The 18,333-nt window shown below is 68.7% G+C and carries 13 protein-coding genes; 8 read left to right on the forward strand and 5 right to left on the reverse strand.

Annotated elements, in window-relative coordinates:
* Window positions 1-114 precede the first annotated feature (114 nt).
* A complete protein-coding gene (locus H0264_RS01185) occupies window positions 115-1,578 on the reverse strand; it encodes a CCA tRNA nucleotidyltransferase (protein ID WP_231083786.1) in 1,464 nt (487 codons plus the stop codon).
* A 208-nt stretch (window positions 1,579-1,786) separates the two neighbouring features.
* On the opposite strand from H0264_RS01185, the gene H0264_RS01190 reads away from it, so the two are divergent.
* The 8 genes from H0264_RS01190 to H0264_RS01225 all read left to right on the forward strand — a co-directional run bounded on the left by H0264_RS01190 (window position 1,787) and on the right by H0264_RS01225 (window position 14,316).
* Complete coding sequence (locus H0264_RS01190; protein ID WP_181582245.1) at window positions 1,787-2,371, forward strand: NUDIX hydrolase; 585 nt, start codon at window positions 1,787-1,789, stop codon at window positions 2,369-2,371.
* Between the two features lie 26 nt (window positions 2,372-2,397).
* Window positions 2,398-4,911: a DUF6049 family protein gene (locus H0264_RS01195; RefSeq protein WP_231083787.1), complete on the forward strand. Its 2,514-nt coding sequence runs from the start codon at window positions 2,398-2,400 to the stop codon at window positions 4,909-4,911.
* Window positions 4,912-5,461: 550 nt separating this feature from the next.
* Complete coding sequence (gene murJ, locus H0264_RS01200) at window positions 5,462-9,514, forward strand: murein biosynthesis integral membrane protein MurJ (RefSeq protein WP_420832073.1); 4,053 nt, start codon at window positions 5,462-5,464, stop codon at window positions 9,512-9,514.
* Between the two features lie 222 nt (window positions 9,515-9,736).
* Window positions 9,737-10,282, forward strand: a complete 546-nt coding sequence (gene sigM, locus H0264_RS01205; protein WP_231083788.1) for an RNA polymerase sigma factor SigM — start codon at window positions 9,737-9,739, stop codon at window positions 10,280-10,282.
* A 124-nt stretch (window positions 10,283-10,406) separates the two neighbouring features.
* The gene (locus tag H0264_RS01210) at window positions 10,407-11,510 is read left to right on the forward strand and encodes a hypothetical protein (RefSeq protein WP_181582248.1); all 1,104 of its coding nucleotides are present in this window, start codon (window positions 10,407-10,409) and stop codon (window positions 11,508-11,510) included.
* 135 nt (window positions 11,511-11,645) lie between these two features.
* Window positions 11,646-12,623 carry a thioredoxin-disulfide reductase gene (gene trxB, locus H0264_RS01215; protein ID WP_181582249.1) on the forward strand — a complete coding sequence of 326 codons (978 nt, stop codon included), beginning with the start codon at window positions 11,646-11,648 and terminating at the stop codon, window positions 12,621-12,623.
* A gap of 11 nt (window positions 12,624-12,634) precedes the next feature.
* Window positions 12,635-12,979: a thioredoxin gene (gene trxA / locus H0264_RS01220; protein ID WP_181582250.1), complete on the forward strand. Its 345-nt coding sequence runs from the start codon at window positions 12,635-12,637 to the stop codon at window positions 12,977-12,979.
* A 143-nt stretch (window positions 12,980-13,122) separates the two neighbouring features.
* Window positions 13,123-14,316, forward strand: coding sequence for an N-acetylmuramoyl-L-alanine amidase (locus H0264_RS01225; protein WP_181582251.1), 1,194 nt, complete (start codon window positions 13,123-13,125; stop codon window positions 14,314-14,316).
* Between the two features lie 98 nt (window positions 14,317-14,414).
* Here the strand turns inward: H0264_RS01225 and H0264_RS01230 are convergent, their stop codons facing one another.
* The 4 genes from H0264_RS01230 to H0264_RS01245 form a co-directional block, all read right to left on the reverse strand.
* Window positions 14,415-15,149: a GNAT family N-acetyltransferase gene (locus H0264_RS01230; RefSeq protein ID WP_181582252.1), complete on the reverse strand. Its 735-nt coding sequence runs from the start codon at window positions 15,147-15,149 to the stop codon at window positions 14,415-14,417.
* 204 nt (window positions 15,150-15,353) lie between these two features.
* On the reverse strand, window positions 15,354-16,361 hold the full coding sequence (locus tag H0264_RS01235; RefSeq protein WP_181582253.1) for a ParB/RepB/Spo0J family partition protein: 1,008 nt from the start codon (window positions 16,359-16,361) through the stop codon (window positions 15,354-15,356).
* Window positions 16,362-16,441: 80 nt separating this feature from the next.
* The gene (locus tag H0264_RS01240; protein ID WP_420832074.1) at window positions 16,442-17,410 is read right to left on the reverse strand and encodes a ParA family protein; all 969 of its coding nucleotides are present in this window, start codon (window positions 17,408-17,410) and stop codon (window positions 16,442-16,444) included.
* A 447-nt stretch (window positions 17,411-17,857) separates the two neighbouring features.
* Window positions 17,858-18,280 carry a hypothetical protein gene (locus tag H0264_RS01245; protein WP_181582254.1) on the reverse strand — a complete coding sequence of 141 codons (423 nt, stop codon included), beginning with the start codon at window positions 18,278-18,280 and terminating at the stop codon, window positions 17,858-17,860.
* Between the last annotated feature and the right edge of the window lie 53 nt (window positions 18,281-18,333).

The raw sequence follows: 18,333 nt of genomic DNA on the forward strand, positions 1-18,333 counted from the left end.
GCTTCGCCCCCGAGGCCCCAGGTAAGGGGGAGGCGGGGGCTAAGCCCCCGAACCCCCATAGGGCTGCGCCCGGCACCTGAGTGGCGCGAGTTCCCATAGGGCTGCGCCCGGCACCTACTTGGGCTGCGAGTTCCACCATTCGATGAGGGCCGCTTCGGCTTCCTCGCGGGGCATGGGGCCGCGGTCCAGGCGGAGTTCCTTGAGGTATTTCCACGCCTTGCCGACGTCCGGGCCGGGTTGCAGGCCAAGGAGTTCCATGATCGCGTTGCCGTCGAGGTCGGGGCGGACGCGGGCGAGGTCCTCCTGCTCCGCAATGCGGGCGATGCGGACTTCCAGGTCGTCGTAGGTGGAGCGGAGCAGGGCGGCGCGGCGCTTGTTGCGGGTGGTGCAGTCGGCGCGGACCAGTTTGTGCAGGCGGGGGAGCAGGTCGCCGGCGTCGGTGACGTAGCGGCGTACGGCCGAGTCGGTCCACTGGCCCTTGCCGTAGCCGTGGAAACGCAGGTGCAGGTACACGAGTTTCGCGACGTCCTCGGTGAACTGTTTCGGATACTTCAAGGCGCGCATGCGCTTTCGCACCATTTTCGCGCCGACCACCTCGTGGTGGTGGAAGCTCACGCCGCCGCCGGGCTCGTTCTTCTTGGTGGGCGGCTTGCCGATGTCGTGCAGCAGCGCGGCCCAGCGCAGCACCAGATCCGGATCGCCGTCCTCCTGGTCGATGGCCTGGCGCAGCACGGTCAGCGAATGCTGGTAGACGTCCTTGTGCTGGTGGTGCTCGTCGATCTCCAGCTGCATGGCGGGGATCTCCGGCATGACCCGTTCGGCCAGACCGGTCTCCACCATCACATCGATGCCGTCGGTCGGGTATTCGCCGCCGATCAGCTTGTCGAGTTCCACGTGCACGCGCTCGGCGGTGATGCGGTCGATCTCGCCGGCCATCGCCAGGATGGCGGCGCGCACACGCGGGGCCAGGGTGAACCCGAGCTGCGAGACGAAGCGCGCACCGCGCAGCATGCGCAGCGGATCGTCGTGGAAGGAGTCCTCGGGCGCGGCGGGTGTGTCGAGCACACCCTCGAGCAGGGCGTCCATGCCGTTGAGCGGATCCACGAATTCGAGTTCGCCCAGCGCGCCGATGCGCACGGCCATGGCGTTCACCGTGAAATCGCGGCGCACCAGATCACCCTCGAGGGTGTCGCCGAAGGTGACCTCCGGATTCCGCGAGACCCGGTCGTAGCTGTCGCTGCGGAAGGTGGTGATCTCCAGCTGCTGCCCCGACTTCGACGCGCTCACCGTGCCGAACGCCAGACCGCCGGTGTCCCACAGCTTGTCCGCCCAGCCGCGCATCAGCTCCTGCACGACCTCGGGACGGGCGTCGGTGGTGAAGTCCAGATCGGTGCCGAGCCGGCCCAGCACCGCATCACGCACGGTGCCGCCGACCAGGTACAGCTCATGGCCGTTGGCGGCGAACAACTCCCCGAGCGGAGTCAGGACGTCGGACAACCGGCCTATCGTGACCGCCGCGGCCGCCAGCAATCGGGTACGGCGATCCTCGCTTGCTACTTCGGACTTCGGCGAAACCACGACTGAGCAGCCTACCCAACTCTCTGGAAGTCTCAGGGGCTCCGCCCCCGAACCCCAGGTGAAGAGGGGCGAGGGCCAGGCCCCCGGACCCCCACAGGGCTGCGCCCCGCCCCTGCACGGGCTCCGCCGCGACACGGCTTCCTGGGACTGCGGGGCAAGGTCAACGCGGTAAAGGGGTCTGCGCGGGTCTCCCCGCTAGACTGACCCAGTGTCCCCGGCCGATCGCGCGAACAGTCGACGCCGCCAGCCCCGGCGCCGTGGTTCGGCCGGTAGTGCGGCGAAACCCAGTGGCGCCGCGAGCGGTGCGGCGAAATCCGGCGCTCCCGCGAAACCCCGTATGCGCACCGTCCGCGAGACCTCCGCGGGCGGCCTCGTCGTCGACGGTCTGGACGGGCCGCGCGAGAAGCGGTGCGCCGCGCTCATCGGGCGCACCGACCGGCGCGGCCGGCTGCTGTGGTCACTGCCCAAGGGACACATAGAAGAAGGAGAGACCGCCGAGCAAACGGCCATCCGTGAGGTCGCCGAGGAAACCGGCATCAACGGAACCGTGGTCGCCGAACTCGGCAGCATCGACTACTGGTTCGTCACCGACGGCCGGCGCGTGCACAAGACCGTGCACCACTATCTGATGCGCTCCCTCGGCGGCGAACTCTCCGACGCCGACGTGGAGGTCACCAAGGTGGCCTGGGTTCCCTTGAGCGAACTCGACTCCCGCCTCGCCTACGCCGACGAACGCAGACTCGCCGAAGTCGCGAACCGGCTGATCGATCGGATGGAGAACGGCAGACAATGACGCGTGCGGGGTCTGAGCGTTCTCGGATGGACACCGTGGCGGCACACACGACTCGAACCCGGAGGACGCTGCATCGCTGGCTGCTGTCCTTGGTCGCGGTGCTGTCGATCGTCTTGACGGCCACCCCGTTCGCGGCGGCCGCACCCACCGGAAACGGGTCGCCCGGTTCGCAATTCCTGAAGCTGTCCCTGGATTCGGTGACCCCCAATGCCGTCACCACCACCAGCGACCCCTACTTCGTGGTCTCCGGCACCATCACCAATATCGGCGACCGCGTGGTGGACGACGTGGCCGTGCGCATTCAGCGCGCCGCCGCCGTCACCGAGGCCAGCGGGCTGCGCTCGATCCTGCAACTCGACCAGATCAACTACGACATCAACGGCGAATTCCAGGACATCGCCGAACGATTGCAGCCGGGACAGCGCAAACAGTTCAGCCTCACCGTCGCCCTGCACGCCGGCACCGAACTGCCCAGCGGCGTCTCCTCGGTCGAGATCGACAGCCCGGGCGTGTACCCGCTGCTGCTCAATGTGAACGGCCAGCCCGCCTACGGCACCCAGGCCCGGCTCGACGACGCCCGCTTCCTGCTGCCCGTGCTCGGCGTTCCGGCCGCGAAACAGCCTGCCGCGCCGCCCGTTCCGGCCGCCCCCGACGCCGCGCCCGTCGCCACCACCATGCTGTGGCCGCTCGCCGACCGGCCGCGGCTGGTCGCCGGACGGCCCGGCTCACCCGACGGCGAAGCGCTGCTCACCGACGACGAACTGGCCGCGTCGCTCACCACCGGCGGACGCCTCGACCAACTGCTGTCCGCGCTGGAGACCGCCCTCGATCCCACCCGCACCCGCGACCGGAACCTCACCACCTCGCTGTGCCTGGCCATCGACCCGGACCTGCTGATCACCGTGTCCGACATGATCCACGGCTACAAGGTGCTCGCCAGCCCCTCCGACCCGGACGGATCCACCCGCCCCGGCACCGGATCCGACGCGGCGCAGTCCTGGCTGGACCGCCTGCGTGCGATCGCGCCCGGCATGTGCGTGGTGGCCCTGCCGTTCGCGCAGGTGGATCCGGTCGCGCTGGCCGCGGTCGGCGACACCACGCTCGCCGATCGCGCGCTGAACGCGCCCGCCGACCTGGTGGATTCGCTGCTGTCGGTGAAATCGGTACGCGGCGTGAGCCTTCCCGACGCGGGCACCATCGACACCGAGGCCGGGGCGCTGCTCGCCCAGCACGGCTTCACCACCGCGGTGCTCGCCGACAATGCCGTCACCGCGGCGACGGGGGCCACCTCGAACATCACCGGCGGCCGGCAGACCGGCAGCCCCGCCGGAACCGCCGACAGCCCGGAAATGGTCCGGCTGGAAGGCATCACCGGGCCGGGTGTCGCGGTCGGCGACACCCCGGCGCCGCCGGCCGGGCCCGAACTGCGGGCCGCCACCTTCGACATCTGGTCGGCCACCGCGCTCGCCGCCGTCGGATCCCATCCGCCCACACCGCCGTTCACGCCCGAGGCCGTGCGCTACGACGTCACCAACGACTCGCGGGCCGCCCGGCTGCAGGACGCGCTCGGCGCGCTGTCCTGGTCGGCCTTGAATCCGCAACCCGGACAACCCCGTTCGGCCCTGTTCATGCCGCCGCAGAACTGGGGCGCGAACCGTGACGAGGCCACCGCGCTGCTCGCCCAGCTGGACCTGCTGTTCCGGACGAACCTCGCCACCCCGCGCTCCTTCGCCGATCTGCTGGCCCAGCCCACCGATCCGCAGCCCTACGAACTCGACTATCTGTCCGAGGCCGCCGAGGACGGCGTGCCCGCCCACTTCGCCGAACCCGTACGGCAGCAGGCACATCGGATCACCGAACTGATGAACGCGCTGGTCGAGATCCCGCAGCAGGAACTCAGCCCGCGCGCCTTCCTCACGCCGCTGCGCGACGACCTCATCCGCACCCTCACCCTCTCCGATCGCCGCGGCGGCAATGCCTCGGCCGACACCGTCGCCCAGCGCCGGCTCGACCAGACCACCCGCACCCTCGACAAACTCTTCGGCTCGGTCACCGTGCTGCCGCCCGGCGGCGTGTACACCCTGGCCTCCGAACAGAGTCCGCTGCTGCTGGTCGCCCGCAACGACCTGCCGGTCGCGATCCGCATCCGATTCACCATCGACGCGCCCGCCGAGACGAACATCACCGATATCGGCGAACAGGTATTGCCCGCCAAGGGCACCCGGTCCTTCCAGATCCCCACGGAGGTGTCCGACAGCCGGAACCTGGTGATCCCCATCGCCCTTAGCACACCCGACGGCGTTCCGCTGGGCAATGCCGTTTCGGTACAGGTGCGGTCCAACGCCTACGGTCGAGTGTTGGCAATAATTACCGCGTGCGCTGGAGCGCTACTGCTCCTGCTGGCCGGACGCCGACTGTGGCACCGCTTCCGCGGGCAGTCGGATCCGGCCGATGAGGGGTTCGATCCGGGGACACGACGCAGGGTCAACCGGTACCGGCGCGCGCGGAAACGGGAGATGCGACGACAGGAGACGCGGTGACCAGGGAGCTCGGCAGGCCCACCGCGCCGACGGCGGCCCACCACTTCGGGACGCGGGAGGCGCGGTGAGCGAGTACAGCGGACCGCGCTCCGGTCGCCCCGACGGACCCGGACGTCCCGAAAACGCCGGGCGACCCGAAGACGCCGCGCGCGCCGGTCACCCCGGTGCGGACCGGCCGCAGGGGCCCGGTCGGCCCGGCATCCCCGGTCGCCGCATCGAAGGCCCGGGGTCGCCGCGCCCCGACATTCCGGCGCGGCGCGCCGACGCGCCGGGGCGTCCCGAGGGGGCCGAGAGTCCGAACCCGCGACGGGCGCCGTCCGCGCCGTGGGAACGCGGCGTGCAGCGACCCGCGCGTGCGGGACAGGGTGATGTGCGTGGGCCGCAACCAGGTTCGCAGGGGCCGGGACCGCGGGGCGGCGGTGTTCCGCCGGGTCGGCCGGTGAATCCCGGGAATCCGCAGGGGGTTCCGGGGCGGCCGCCATCAAGTCAACCATCCGGTCCTTCGTCGATGCCGCCCCAGCGACCGCAGCCATCCGAATCCGGGCCGATGATGCGCCGCCCGGGACCACCGAAAACCGGTCAGCCGCAAGGTCCCTCCGGCCGGCCCGCCCAAGCCTCCTCCGGCCGGCCCGCCGCCGAGCCGCCGTCGCAGGAGCGCTATCACTGGGGCCACCCCGAAGGCGCGAACCGACCGGCCGGGCAACCCGGCCGGCCCACCCCGCCCGGCGGCCAGCGCTACCCCACGCCACCGTTCTCCGGACCCCGCCCGGCCGCCGCCCCGGCGCGACCGGTCCAAGCGCTACCCCGGAAACTGCCCAGCACCGCCGAACATCCGGTGGCCACGGCCAAACCCGAGAACGCCAACGCCAAACTCGTCCGCGACTCCGGCTCCATCGCCATCGCGACCCTCATGAGCCGCATCACCGGCTTCGGCAAACAGCTCATGCTGCTCACCGTGCTCGGCCCGGCCATCGCCTCGGCCTTCACCGTCGCCAGCACGCTGCCCGCCATGATCTCCGAGCTGCTGCTCGGCGCGGTGCTCACCGCCATCGTCATCCCGACCCTCGTGCGCGCCGAGAAAGAAGACGGCGACGGCGGCGCGGCCTTCGTCCGCCGCCTGTGCACCGCCGCCTTCACCGTGCTCGGCATCGGCACACTGCTCGCACTCATCCTCACCCCCGTGCTCACCTCGCTGATCGTCTCCGACGACGGCGAAGTGAGCGCCCCGCTCACCACCGCGCTGACCTACCTGCTGGTGCCCGCCATCCTGCTGTACGGCATGTCGGCCCTGCTCATGGCGATTCTCAATACCCACCAGATCTTCAAACCCGGTGCGTGGGCGCCGGTACTGAACAATCTCGTGGTCCTGGTGGTGCTGTTCCTGTACTGGCTGCTGCCCGGTGAGATCAGCCTGAACCCGGTCGAAATGGGACAGCCGAAACTGCTGCTGCTCGGCGTCGGCGTCACCTTCGGCGTGATCGTCCAGGTCGTCAGCCTGCTGCCCGCCATCCGGCGGGCCGGGGTCGACCTGCGACCACTGTGGGGACTGGACCCGCGGCTCAAGCAGTTCGCGGGCATGGGCATCGCCATCATCCTGTACGTGCTCATCAGCCAGGTGGGCTGGATGGTCGCGACCCGCGTGCTGTCCAATGTGGACGAGGCCGGCCCGGCCATCTACCAATTCACCTGGCTGCTGCTGCAATTGCCGTACGGCGTCATCGGCGTCACCCTGCTCACCGCGATCATGCCGCGGCTGTCCCGCAACGCCGCCGCCGACGACACCCCGGCCGTGGTCGACGACCTCGGCACCGCCACCCGGCTCACCATGATCGCGCTGGTCCCCATCGTCACCTTCCTGACGCTGGCCGGACCGCAGATCGGATCCGCGCTGCTGTCCTACGGCCGCTTCGGCGCGGAGGACGCGCACCGGCTCGGCGAGGCCGTGTCCTGGTCGGCGTTCACCCTGATTCCCTACGCGCTGGTGCTGATTCACCTGCGCGTGTTCTACGCGCGCGAGCAGGCGTGGACCCCCACCTGGATCATTCTCGGCATCACCGGCGTGAAAATCGTGCTGTCCGTGGCGACTCCGTTCTTCTTCGCCGCCGACACCGTGGTGGTGGCGCTCGGCGCGGCCAACGGACTCGGCTTCGTGGCCGGCGCGCTGATCGGCGGCTGGCTGCTGCACCGCAGTCTCGGCGATCTGCGCATGACCAATGTCGGGCGCACCATCACCCGGGTGGGCGGCGCGTCCCTGGCCGGCGGCGCGGTCATGCTGATCGTGGACAAGGTCATCGGACTGCACCGGCTCACCGACTCCTTCGGCGGCGTCGGCTCGTTCGTGCGGGTGGTCATCCTGGCCGTCGTCATGTTCGGCATCGCCTTCGCACTCATGCGCCTGGCCGGCATCCCCGAGATCGTGGCCATCACCGTTGCCATCTCCCGCCGGCTCGGCATCACGCCGCCCGCCCCCGACCTCGGTCTCGAGGGCGTCCCCGGCGAGGAACAGCACGAAACCACCGTGCTCGCGCGGCCCGACATGCGCGCCGCGCCGTACTACTACCGCTTCGACCCGTACATGGACGCGCAGACCATGGTGCTGCCCGCCATTCGACCCGATGCGGTTGACATCACCGGAACAGGCGAGTTCCCGTACCCTGTTCGGCATAGAAGCGCAAGCGCGGAATCCGGCATGCCCGGACCCGCCGGCGCTCGTGCTCGCACCACATCGGATGCCGGGGAACCGCTTCCGGCACATCGGTCCTCGACACACCAGGGCGAAGGAGGAACCAGGGTGAGCGACGACGCGGCGGGCGGCGTCCCGTCCGCCGACTCTTCTGCGTCCGCCGGCGGCGGGCTCTCCACGGATGTCCCCCCGACTCCGGACGAGAAGAGCGGAAAAGCAGGCGGCACGGCCGAATCCGTCCCACCGTCCGCCCCGGGCGACGACGGCCCGGACGCCGACGAGCTAACCGGCGAGGAGACCTCGGGTCCCGAAACCGGTGTGTACGAAGCCGTCTCACCGCTGATGCCGCCCATGGGCATGGGCTCCACGACCAAGCGCGTGCAGCGCGGTCCCAAGCTCATGCCGGGCGCCTCCGTGGCGGGCGGCCGCTACCGGCTGCTGGCCGGGCACGGCGGCGCGCGCGGACTGCGCTTCTGGCAGGCCCTGGACGTGAAACTCGACCGCGAGGTCGCGCTCACCTTCGTCGACGCCGACCAGAAGGACGCCGACAACTCCGGGCACGACGGGCCGCAGGCCATCCTGTCGCGCACCCTGCGCCTGGGCCGGATCAACTCGCCGGGCCTGGCGCGCGTGCTCGACGTGGTGCGCGGCTCCTCCGGCGGCATCGTGGTCGCGGAATGGACGCCGGGCCGCTCGCTCAAGGAGATGGCCGAGACCGTGCCGTCGCCCATCGGCGCGGCGCGGGCCATCCGGGCGCTGGCCGCCGCGGCCGAAATGGCGCACCGCGCAGGCGGTTCGCTGTCCATCGACCATCCGGATCGGGTGCGCATCAGCGCCACCGGTGACGCGGTGCTGGCCTTCCCGGGCACGCTGTCGGATTCCGACGCGCAGTCGGACGTGCGTGGCCTGGGCGCGATGCTGTACGCGCTCATCACCGATCACTGGCCGATCCGGGCCGGTGGCATGACCGGGAGCGCGGCCACCGTGGGCGGGCTGCCGCTGGCCGATTTCGGGCCGGACGGCACGCCGATCGAACCCCGGCAGATCCGGCCGGAGGTGCCGTTCGAGATCTCGGCGGTCGCGGTGCGGTCGCTGGAGTCCAACAAGGGCGTGCGCACCGCGGCGACCGTCCAGCATGTGCTGGAGCAGGCGTCGGTGGTCGACCAGAAGACCGATTTCATTCCGGTGCTGCGGCTGGGTCAGCGCCCGCCGTCCGCGCCGGACGAATCGCTCGCGGATCCGGAACTGCTTGCGGCCGAGAAGGAACGGTCGCAGCGCATGATGTGGATCCTGGTCGGGCTGGGTGTGCTCGCGGCGCTCGTGGTGGGCGTGATCATCTGGTGGCTGCTGAGCGTCTTCGCGCCCGGCACCTCCGAGGCGCCGCTCAACGAACAGCGCAATATCGGGCTCACCACCTCGGCGGCGGCGCCCGCGACACCCGGGACGCCGCAGTCCGCGCCGGCCACCACGGCCGCGGGCGGCGTGCCGCTGCCGGTGACCGGCGCGACCGTGTTCTCGCCGGAGGGCACGCCGGACAATGTCGGTCAGATCGGGGCCGTGCTCGACAACAACCCGAGCACGGTCTGGCGCACCGACCAGTACTTCCAGCAGTTCCCGGCCCTCAAGAAGGGCCTGGGGGTGCTGTCCACCCTGGGCAGCCCCAGCAAGGTCACCAAGGTGATCATCGACTCGCCGTCCGCCGGGACGCAGGTCGAGATCCGCACCTCGCCGACCGCATCGCCGACCCTCGACCAGACCCAGCTGGTCGGGACGGCGACGCTGGCCGACGGCATCACCGAGATTCCGGTGCGGGCCGACCAGCCCGCCCGCTACGTGCTCGTCTGGATCACCGGACTGGGCAACAACGGGGGTCAGTTCCAGTCGGTCATCGCCGACCTGCGCTTCGAGGCCGCGCCCTAAACGCCTCCCGGTGCGACGTTCGCCCGGTTCGTTCGGTTCCTTCGAATCGCGAACTGCGGCATGCACTTTCTGTGTCACACGTTGCTGCCGAATCCCGGTTCTCGTTATGATCTTGCGAACTCCCGCCGATCTAGGGGTTGCAATTTGTCTGCGAACGAACACGGGGGAGCGGCAGCGCAATTCGCGCCGCCCAGAGGAGCGGTCGGCCGCACCCTCTCGCCGGTGCCCGAACCATCCGATCGGGATCTGCTGGCCGCCCACGCCCGAGGCGAGCGGCACGCCTTCGCCGAACTCTTACAGCGACATCGGGATCACCTGTGGCAGACCGCACTACGCGCCTCCTACGGCCCCGAGGACGCCGCCGACTCGCTGCAGGACGCGCTGCTGTCCGCGCACCGCAGCGCCGGAACCTTCCGCGGCGACTCCGAAGTCCGCAGCTGGCTGCACCGCATCGTCGTCAATGCCTGCCTGGATCGGATCCGCCGCAACAAACTGCGCCAGGCGGTACCGTTGTCCGACGAATCGGTGGCCGAACCCATCTACGCCCGAGACGAATTCGCGCAGCTGGAAACCGCGCTGATCGTCGACGCCGCCCTCTTCACCCTCCCCGCCGAACAGCGCACCGCACTGGTCGCCGTCGAGATGGAGGGCTACTCGGTCGCCGACGCCGCCGCCCTGCTCGGCGTCCCGGAGGGCACGGTCAAGAGCCGCTGCGCACGCGGGCGGCGCAAGCTGCTCGAATACATGAGCCGCCCACACACCGCATAACTGTGTTAACGCACGGCCTCGAGAAAAGTGGAACCGGAACCCACCTCCGGTTCGTCAGAAATAGCAGACCGACCAGCGAATCCGGACCCGATCTGGAGGGGCGATGAACGACACAGGAGGACCGATGGCCGCAGGGACGATTCCCGGTCCGCCGTTCTCCGTCGAGCTGCTCGCCGACCTGCACGCCGGCAATATGCCGCCGAGCCAGGCCGCCCAGCTGTGGCCGGAGGTCCGCCGCGACGCCGACGCCATGCGATACCTCGACTCGCTCGACGGCATCAACGGGCGGCTGCGCGACCTCGGCGGCAGCGAGCACATCGCGCACGCCATGCCCGACGACGTGTTCGCGCGGCTCGAAGGCTTCCTCGACGCCCTGGTCAGCAGCGAGCGCGACGACGCCACCGACCGGGTCGGCCCGGCCCCCACGCGCGCGCTCAACGGTATCGACCCCACCGAAGTCACCAGGCCCGCAAGGCATTCCGGCCCTGGCGTGCCGCCCCGGCCGGTAGCTCCGCGCCCTGACGCGGTCGAGACCACGCACCGGGTCGCCCCGATCGACCCGACCGAGGTCACCAGGCCCGTGAGCCCCGCCGACGTGGAACGCACCGACCGGGTCGACCCGCAGGCGCACGCGCGGCGCATGGCCACCGTGCATCAGCTGCGCAATCGTGACGCACACCCCGGCCCCGCCCAGACCGCGCCCATGCCCGCGCTCACTCCGTCCATCTTCGACACCGGCCGGCTCGACCCGCGCGATCTCGCCGACCACGAACCGGAGATCGACGACAACGAGCCGATTCCGCTGCGCCCGGCCGAACGCATGTCCACCCGCATGCGCTGGATCAGCGCCGCGGCCGCGGCCGTCGCGGTGCTCGCGGGCGGTGTCGTGGCGGTGGACGCGCTGCGCGGCGGCGGTACCTCCCCCCAGGGCGAGCCGGACACCCCGATCCTGCTCGATGCCAGCCTGCCCAGTTCCGTATTGCGCGGGGCCATGGGCAAACACGAGGTGAGCGGCCCACTCGCCCAGGGCGACGCGCTCACCAGCTGCCTGAAAGCCGCCGACCTGAACCGCACCCAGCTGGGCGCCCGCAGCGTCACCTACAACGGTCAGGAGGCTGTCCTGGTGTTGCTGCCCGCGGCCACCCCGCCCGGCATCACCGCCGTCGTCCTCGGCGTGAACTGCGCCCCCGGCAACCCACAGGTGCTCGCCACCGTCGACATCCAGTGACCCACACGACAGCGCATCCAGCGACGGACACGAGAGCCCGCACACGCGCGGCACAGCCCTCGAAGTGCCGGGAATTCGAGCGTTTACGCTGTTGTTGACCGACACGCTCGTTTCACAACTGCCTCGGAGGGCCCATTGAGTACGCCTCGCGACCTGATCATCGTCGGTTCCGGTCCGGCCGGCTACACGGCAGCCGTCTACGCCGCCCGCGCGGAACTGCAGCCCCTGCTCTTCGAAGGCACCCAATTCGGTGGCGCGCTCATGACCACCACCGAGGTCGAGAACTTCCCCGGCTTCCGCGAGGGCATCATGGGCCCCGACCTCATGGAGGAGATGCGCGAGCAGGCCAAGCGTTTCGGCGCCGACATCCGCACCGAGGACGTCGAGGAACTCGACCTGTCCGGGACCATCAAGAAGGTCACCGTCGGCGGCGAGGTGTTCGAGGCGTACGCGGTCATCCTGGCCATGGGATCGGCCGCCCGCTACCTGAACGTGCCCGGTGAGCAGAACTTCCTCGGCCGCGGCGTCAGCGCCTGCGCCACCTGCGACGGCTTCTTCTTCAAGGGCCAGGACATCGTCGTGGTCGGCGGCGGCGACTCCGCCATGGAGGAGGCCACCTTCCTCACCAAGTTCGCGAACTCGGTCACCGTGGTGCACCGCCGCGAGGAGTTCCGGGCCTCGCGCATCATGCTGGAGCGCGCCAAGAAGAACGAGAAGATCCGCTTCGTCCTGAACTCGGAAGTTGTTGAGGTGCACGGCGATTCGGCCGTGACCAGCCTCACCCTGCGCGACACCCGCACCGGGGAGACCAGCGAACTCGCCGCCACCGGCCTGTTCGTCGCCATCGGCCACGACCCGCGCAGCGAACTCGTGCGCGGCCAGGTCGAACTCGACGACGAGGGCTACGTGAAGGTCGAAGGCCAGAGCACCTACACCTCGGTGCCCGGCGTCTTCGCCGCGGGCGACCTCGTGGACCACACCTACCGGCAGGCCATCACCGCCGCCGGCACCGGCTGCCGCGCCGCCATCGACGCCGAACGCTGGCTCGCCGAGCAGGGCGACATCACCACGAACACTCTCGAACACGCCGGTCAGCCGGTAGAAGTGAACTGAGGAGCACCACCATGAGCGACGCCAAGACCTCCGCCACGAAGACCGTCACCGACGCCACCTTCGCCGACGACGTGCTGATCGCCTCGGGCGACAAGCCGGTGCTCGTCGACTTCTGGGCCGCCTGGTGCGGTCCGTGCAAGATGGTCGCCCCCGTGCTCGAGGAGATCGCCGCCACCAATGGCGAGAAGATCACCATCGCGAAAATCGATGCCGACGCCAACCCGGAGACCTCGAAGACCTACGGCATCCTGTCGTTGCCTACCATGGTCCTGTTCCAAGGGGGCAAGGAAACCAAGCGGATCGTCGGTGCAAAGGGCAAAGCGGCCCTCTTGCGCGAACTCCAAGAAGTTCTTTAACGACTCGCCGTAGGATGCCTGCACTCGACAGTTGCTGAAATTCGGTCCGGGTCTGAAACAATCAACCGACGCTCCGGTCGTGCGATGTGTGAACACACGCATGAGTGGGTACCCGGGTTGGCGGAAGGAAAGGGCTCTCACGCATGCACCGACTTCGTCACGGCGATACAGGACCAGCCGTAGCAGAGGTTCGGAGCACCCTCGCATCCCTCGGATTCCTGCACACCCACCCCAATACCGAACCCGGTAGCAACGGTGAGTACTGGAAGGACTCCGACGCCACCTTCGACCACGACCTCGACTCCGCGGTGCGCGCCTTCCAGCAGCACCGCGGACTCCTGGTCGACGGCGTCGTCGGACCCGCCACGTACCGGGCGCTGAAAGAAGCGTCCTACCGGCTCGGTGCCCGCACCCTCATCTACCAGCTGTCCGCGCCGCTGTACGGCGACGACGTCGCCACCCTGCAGCGACGCCTGCAGGACCTCGGCTTCTACGTACACCGCGTGGACGGATACTTCGGGCCGCACACGCACGATGCGCTGACCTCGTTCCAGCGCGAGATCGGACTGTCCGCGGACGGCATCTGCGGACCCGACACCCTGCGCTCCCTCGACCTGCTCGGCGCGCGCGTCACCGGCGGAAACCCGCACCGCATCGCCGAAGAGGAAGTGGTGCACCGCGCCGGACCGCAGCTCACCGGCAAGCGCATCGTCATCGATCCGGGCCTCGGCGGACCCGACAAGGGCGCGGCCGTCCCCACCGAATTCGGGGACGTGTACGAATCCGAGATCCTCTGGGATCTGGCCAGCCGGCTCGAAGGACGCATGGCCGCAACGGGAATGGAAACCTTCCTGTCCCGGCCGTGGGGCGCCAACCCCTCCGACGCCGAACGCGCCGAAACCTCCAACACTTTCGACGCCGACCTCATGATCTCGCTGCGCTGCGCCGCGAATCCGAGCGAATCCGCAAGCGGCGTAGCAAGTTTCCACTTCGGGAACTCGCACGGGTCCACCTCCATGATCGGTCAGGTGCTGGCCGGGTTCATCCAGCGCGAGATCGTCGCCCGCACCTCGCTGCAGGACTGCCGCACGCACGCGCGGACCTGGGATCTGTTGCGGCTCACCAAGATGCCCACCGTGCAGGTCGACATCGGTTACCTCACAAACGATTACGACTCCTCGGTACTCACCAACCCGCGCATGCGCGACGTGATCGCCGAAGCCATCCTCATCTCGGTCAAGCGGCTCTACCTGCTCGGCCAGGACGACCAGCCCACGGGCACATACACTTTCGCCGAACTGCTGGCCGAAGAACTGGCCGCGGCCGACCGTATCTAGGAACCTCGTGCAAAGGGGCCCGTGGCATTGCCACGGGCCCCTTTGTAGTTGGGGTTCGGGGGCGGAGCCCCTGAGAGATCCCAGAGAGTTGGGATTCCTCAGAGCGTCAGGACGCGCCCCGGAACCGTCATCGAGGCGGCGGCGAGCAGCTGATCCAGCGCACGCTCCACATCTTCCTTCCACAGGTGCTCATGATCGAGCTCCAGCCGCAGACGCGGGAAACGATGATGCGCGGCAACCACTTTGAAGCCCACCTCCTCGAGGAAGTCGGCATCGATCATGCAGTTCTCGGGGGAGCACTCCAGCGCGGCCGACGCCCCGCCCTGATGCCGCTGCGGGGTCGGCGCGATCCGCTCCAGCAGCATCATGGAACTGAAGCCGCGATCCGCCATCGCAGTTGCCGGTGGATCCCAGCGCAATCCGAACGCCTCGATGGCCCGCACGCCACGACGCATCAGATCGGCCACCACGGCCTGAATCAGCTGATGGGCTACATCGCCTGCGGTGGGGGCGAATTCGGCCCGCAGCGTGGTCAGCAGGACCGCGTCCGGGCTCACGGGGGAGGTGGGGAACAGGCCCGCCCGCGGCACCACATTCGGCGGGGCGTACAGCGCACACCCGGCCGGCTGCCCCTCCACGAAGGCCACCTGCCCGCACGAACCCCATTCGAGCATGACCGTGGAGAGCCAGGCCTCCTTCTCGAAGACCGGGTCACTGAATTCGCGGGAGTCCGCCGCCACCGCCGGATCGATCTCCCAGAACACACACCGCCTGGCATGTGCCGGTAGTTTGTCGAGTCCGCCGAGGGTCAGTGCGGTAACGCTGGTCGACACCGCTCTGCTCAGCCTCCAGCCTTGGGATTCATCCACACTCACGCCGCATCATCTGCTCGCTCGCAAGAATAAGCGATCAAAAGCAATCCGCCTCTCCCATGATCTCAGGACCCCGCACTCGGGTGCCGCTCAGGGGCCGAGGAGGCCCCGGAAGTTGGCCCGTCACAGTGACGTTTCCGCCCGGGATCCCGGGATGGGGTCGAATCAGAGCTTCGATTGCTCCATCAGGCTCACAATTCGTTCGAGATCATCGATCGAACCGAACTCGACCGTGATCTTGCCCTTGCGCTTACCCAGACTCACCGTGACCCGGGTGTCGAACGATTCCGACAATCGCTCCGCCACATCCTGTAGGCCCGGCATCTGAATCGGCTTACGCTTCGGAGCCGGGGGAGCGGCCGCGTCCGGATTCCGATTGGCCAGAGTGACGGCTTCCTCGGTGGCGCGAACCGACATACCCTCCGCCACGATGCGCGCGGCAAGAGCCTCCTGCGCTTCGGCGCCGGCCTCCAGCGCGAGCACCGCACGAGCGTGCCCGGCGGAGAGAACACCGGCAGCCACCCGGCGCTGCACCGGGATCGGAAGCTTCAGCAGCCGAATCATATTCGTCACGACCGGACGGGAGCGGCCGATTCGCGAAGCCAGTTCCTCGTGGGTGACACCGAACTCCTCGAGCAACTGCTGATAGGCCGCCGCCTCTTCGAGCGGGTTCAGCTGCACGCGATGGATGTTCTCCAGCAACGCATCCCGGAGTAGGGACTCGTCGGCGGTCTCGCGCACGATCGCGGGGATCGCAGCGAGTCCCGCCTCCTGCGAAGCGCGCCACCGCCGCTCGCCCATGATGAGCTGATAGCGCGGGGGAGCGGTCTCCACCTGACGCACCACGATCGGCTGCATCAAGCCGAATTCCTTGATGGAGTGCACCAGTTCGGCGAGCGCCTCTTCCTCGAAGACCGACCGCGGCTGCTTCGGGTTCGGCTCGATCTGATCCGGCGGGATCTCCCGGTACACCGCACCGGCATCCACGCCCTCGATCGCGTCCTCCGGATCGGGGACGCGATGCAGGTACGCCGACGCCGGCTGCGGGCCGATCGGATCCAGTCCGATGACGACATTCGCCGCGGCACTGCCGAGCCCCGGAGTGGCCGCCGGCCCGGTCGGGATCAGCGCGGCGAGACCGCGACCCAGTCCGCCCTTCTTCGCCTGACTCATCGGTCTACCGACCCCTCTCGTAGTTCACCCACACCGGACTCTCGAGCATGCACAGCACTGTCACCGGACTTGAAAATTCGTTATTCGGATTGTGCGTCGGAAGCGGCGTTCGATGCCGCAGGACGCGCCGCCGCGCGTGCCGCCATCTCCCGGCCCGCGTCGAGATAGCTCATCGCGCCACGGGAACCCGGATCGTAATCGAGGACGGTCATGCCGTAGCCGGGCGCCTCGGAAACCTTGACGCTGCGCGGAATCACCGACCGCAGCACCGCCTCACCGAAGTGGCCGCGCACTTCCTCCGCCACCTGATCCGCGAGCTTGGTGCGGCCGTCGTACATGGTGAGAACGACGGTGGAGACATGCAATTCGGGATTCAGATGCGACTGCACGAGACCGATATTGCGGAGCAGCTGACCGACACCCTCGAGCGCGTAGTACTCGCACTGGATCGGGATGAGCACTTCCTTGGCGGCCACGAGCGCGTTCACGGTGAGCAGTCCGAGCGACGGCGGGCAGTCGATCATGACGTAGTCGATGTCGTACCCGGCGAGGTTGGCCTCCTGGATGGCGGCCTTCAGGCGACCCTCGCGGGCCACCATGGAGACGAGTTCGATCTCCGCGCCCGCGAGGTCGATGGTGGCGGGGATGCACATGAGCCGCTCATTGTGCGGCGACTGCTGGATGGCGTCGCGCACCGAGCACTCACCGATGAGCAGCTCATAGGAGGAGGGGATGCCCGAGTGGTGTTCGATGCCGAGCGCGGTGCTGGCATTGCCCTGCGGGTCGAGGTCGATGACGAGGACGCGCATCCCCTGCAGGGCAAGCGCGGCAGCCAGATTGACGGTCGTGGTGGTCTTGCCCACGCCGCCCTTCTGATTGGCGATGGTGATGATGCGCTGTTCCCGGGGGCGCGGAATGCTCGCGTTGCCCGGGTGCAGAACTTGGCTGGCGCGCTGCGCTTCGGCAGCGATGGGCGTCTCTGCGGGGGAGATGTTCCCGAACGGGGTACGGCTGAACTCCTCCACGTCGAAGGCGCCGGTGTCGAGCATGCCGGGCACCCGAGACGTTGTTTCCCGTGAAACATTCGCCGGACCGTTGGACATACAGGCTCCTAACCCCGAGAACTTCAAGACACGTGGTCGAGCGGATTACGGCACGTGGCGACAGCACGCGACCGCGTTGTCACCGACGAGAGGGTGCGAGAGGCGAGACGATCGATTCCCATTCCGAAGCCGTTCCGAGCATCGCAGGCTCTGCGCTCACGCTCGACGCTCATAGCTTGCCAGTAGCAGACACAATACGGAAGTTGAACGGCAACTCTCACACCGCGACACGCGAAACTACCAAGCGGGCAAAGATTTCGGGCGATGTTTCACATGAAACAGGGGTAGCCCCGCCCCCGGGCGGATCAGGCACTCCCGCGATGTTTCACATGAAACACGAACGGGCGCGGTGGCAATCTGCCACCGCGCCCGAATGATTCGATATGTCCGCTGCTACTTGGACGAGCCGCTGAGGAGGCCGGCGAGTGGGTTCGATCCCGAGGAGCCGGTTCCCCCACCGGGATTCGTCGGCTTCTCCGTCACAGTGACGGTAACGGTCTTGGAGGAGATGAGCTCCTGGGTCGCCTTGATGTCATGGGATCCGGCGGTGGTGGGCGTCCACGAGATGCTCGCGGTGCTGCCGCTCGGCTTCACCTTCCCGATCTCGGTGCCGTTGTCGGTGAAGGTGACATCGAAGAGGAAGGACGTGATGGTGACGTCCGCGACGATCGTGTAGGTCGAGCCTACGTAGACGGTGCCGGACGGGCCGGTGATTCCGGTAACGAGCGCATTGGCCTGAGGGGCGGCAACGAGTGCCGCGGTGGCCAGTGCGCCCAGCAGTGCCGTGCCGAAGCCCGCGCGCCGAGTGATGCTCATCTGTACTCCTGTGCTCCTACCCCACACAGCGTGGGTGTGTGGGACAGTACCGA

The sequence above is a fragment of the Nocardia huaxiensis genome, assembly GCF_013744875.1.
Taxonomy (GTDB): domain Bacteria; phylum Actinomycetota; class Actinomycetes; order Mycobacteriales; family Mycobacteriaceae; genus Nocardia; species Nocardia huaxiensis.

Coding starts and splice junctions, on each gene's coding strand:
- H0264_RS01195 (WP_231083787.1), top strand. CDS start 2,398: ATGGACACCGTGGCGGCACACACGACTCGAACCCGGAGGACGCTGCAT.
- murJ (WP_420832073.1), top strand. CDS start 5,462: ATGCGCCGCCCGGGACCACCGAAAACCGGTCAGCCGCAAGGTCCCTCC.
- H0264_RS01210 (WP_181582248.1), top strand. CDS start 10,407: ATGGCCGCAGGGACGATTCCCGGTCCGCCGTTCTCCGTCGAGCTGCTC.
- trxA (WP_181582250.1), top strand. CDS start 12,635: ATGAGCGACGCCAAGACCTCCGCCACGAAGACCGTCACCGACGCCACC.
- H0264_RS01225 (WP_181582251.1), top strand. CDS start 13,123: ATGCACCGACTTCGTCACGGCGATACAGGACCAGCCGTAGCAGAGGTT.
- H0264_RS01235 (WP_181582253.1), bottom strand. CDS start 16,361: ATGAGTCAGGCGAAGAAGGGCGGACTGGGTCGCGGTCTCGCCGCGCTG.
- H0264_RS01240 (WP_420832074.1), bottom strand. CDS start 17,410: ATGCTCGACACCGGCGCCTTCGACGTGGAGGAGTTCAGCCGTACCCCG.
- H0264_RS01245 (WP_181582254.1), bottom strand. CDS start 18,280: ATGAGCATCACTCGGCGCGCGGGCTTCGGCACGGCACTGCTGGGCGCA.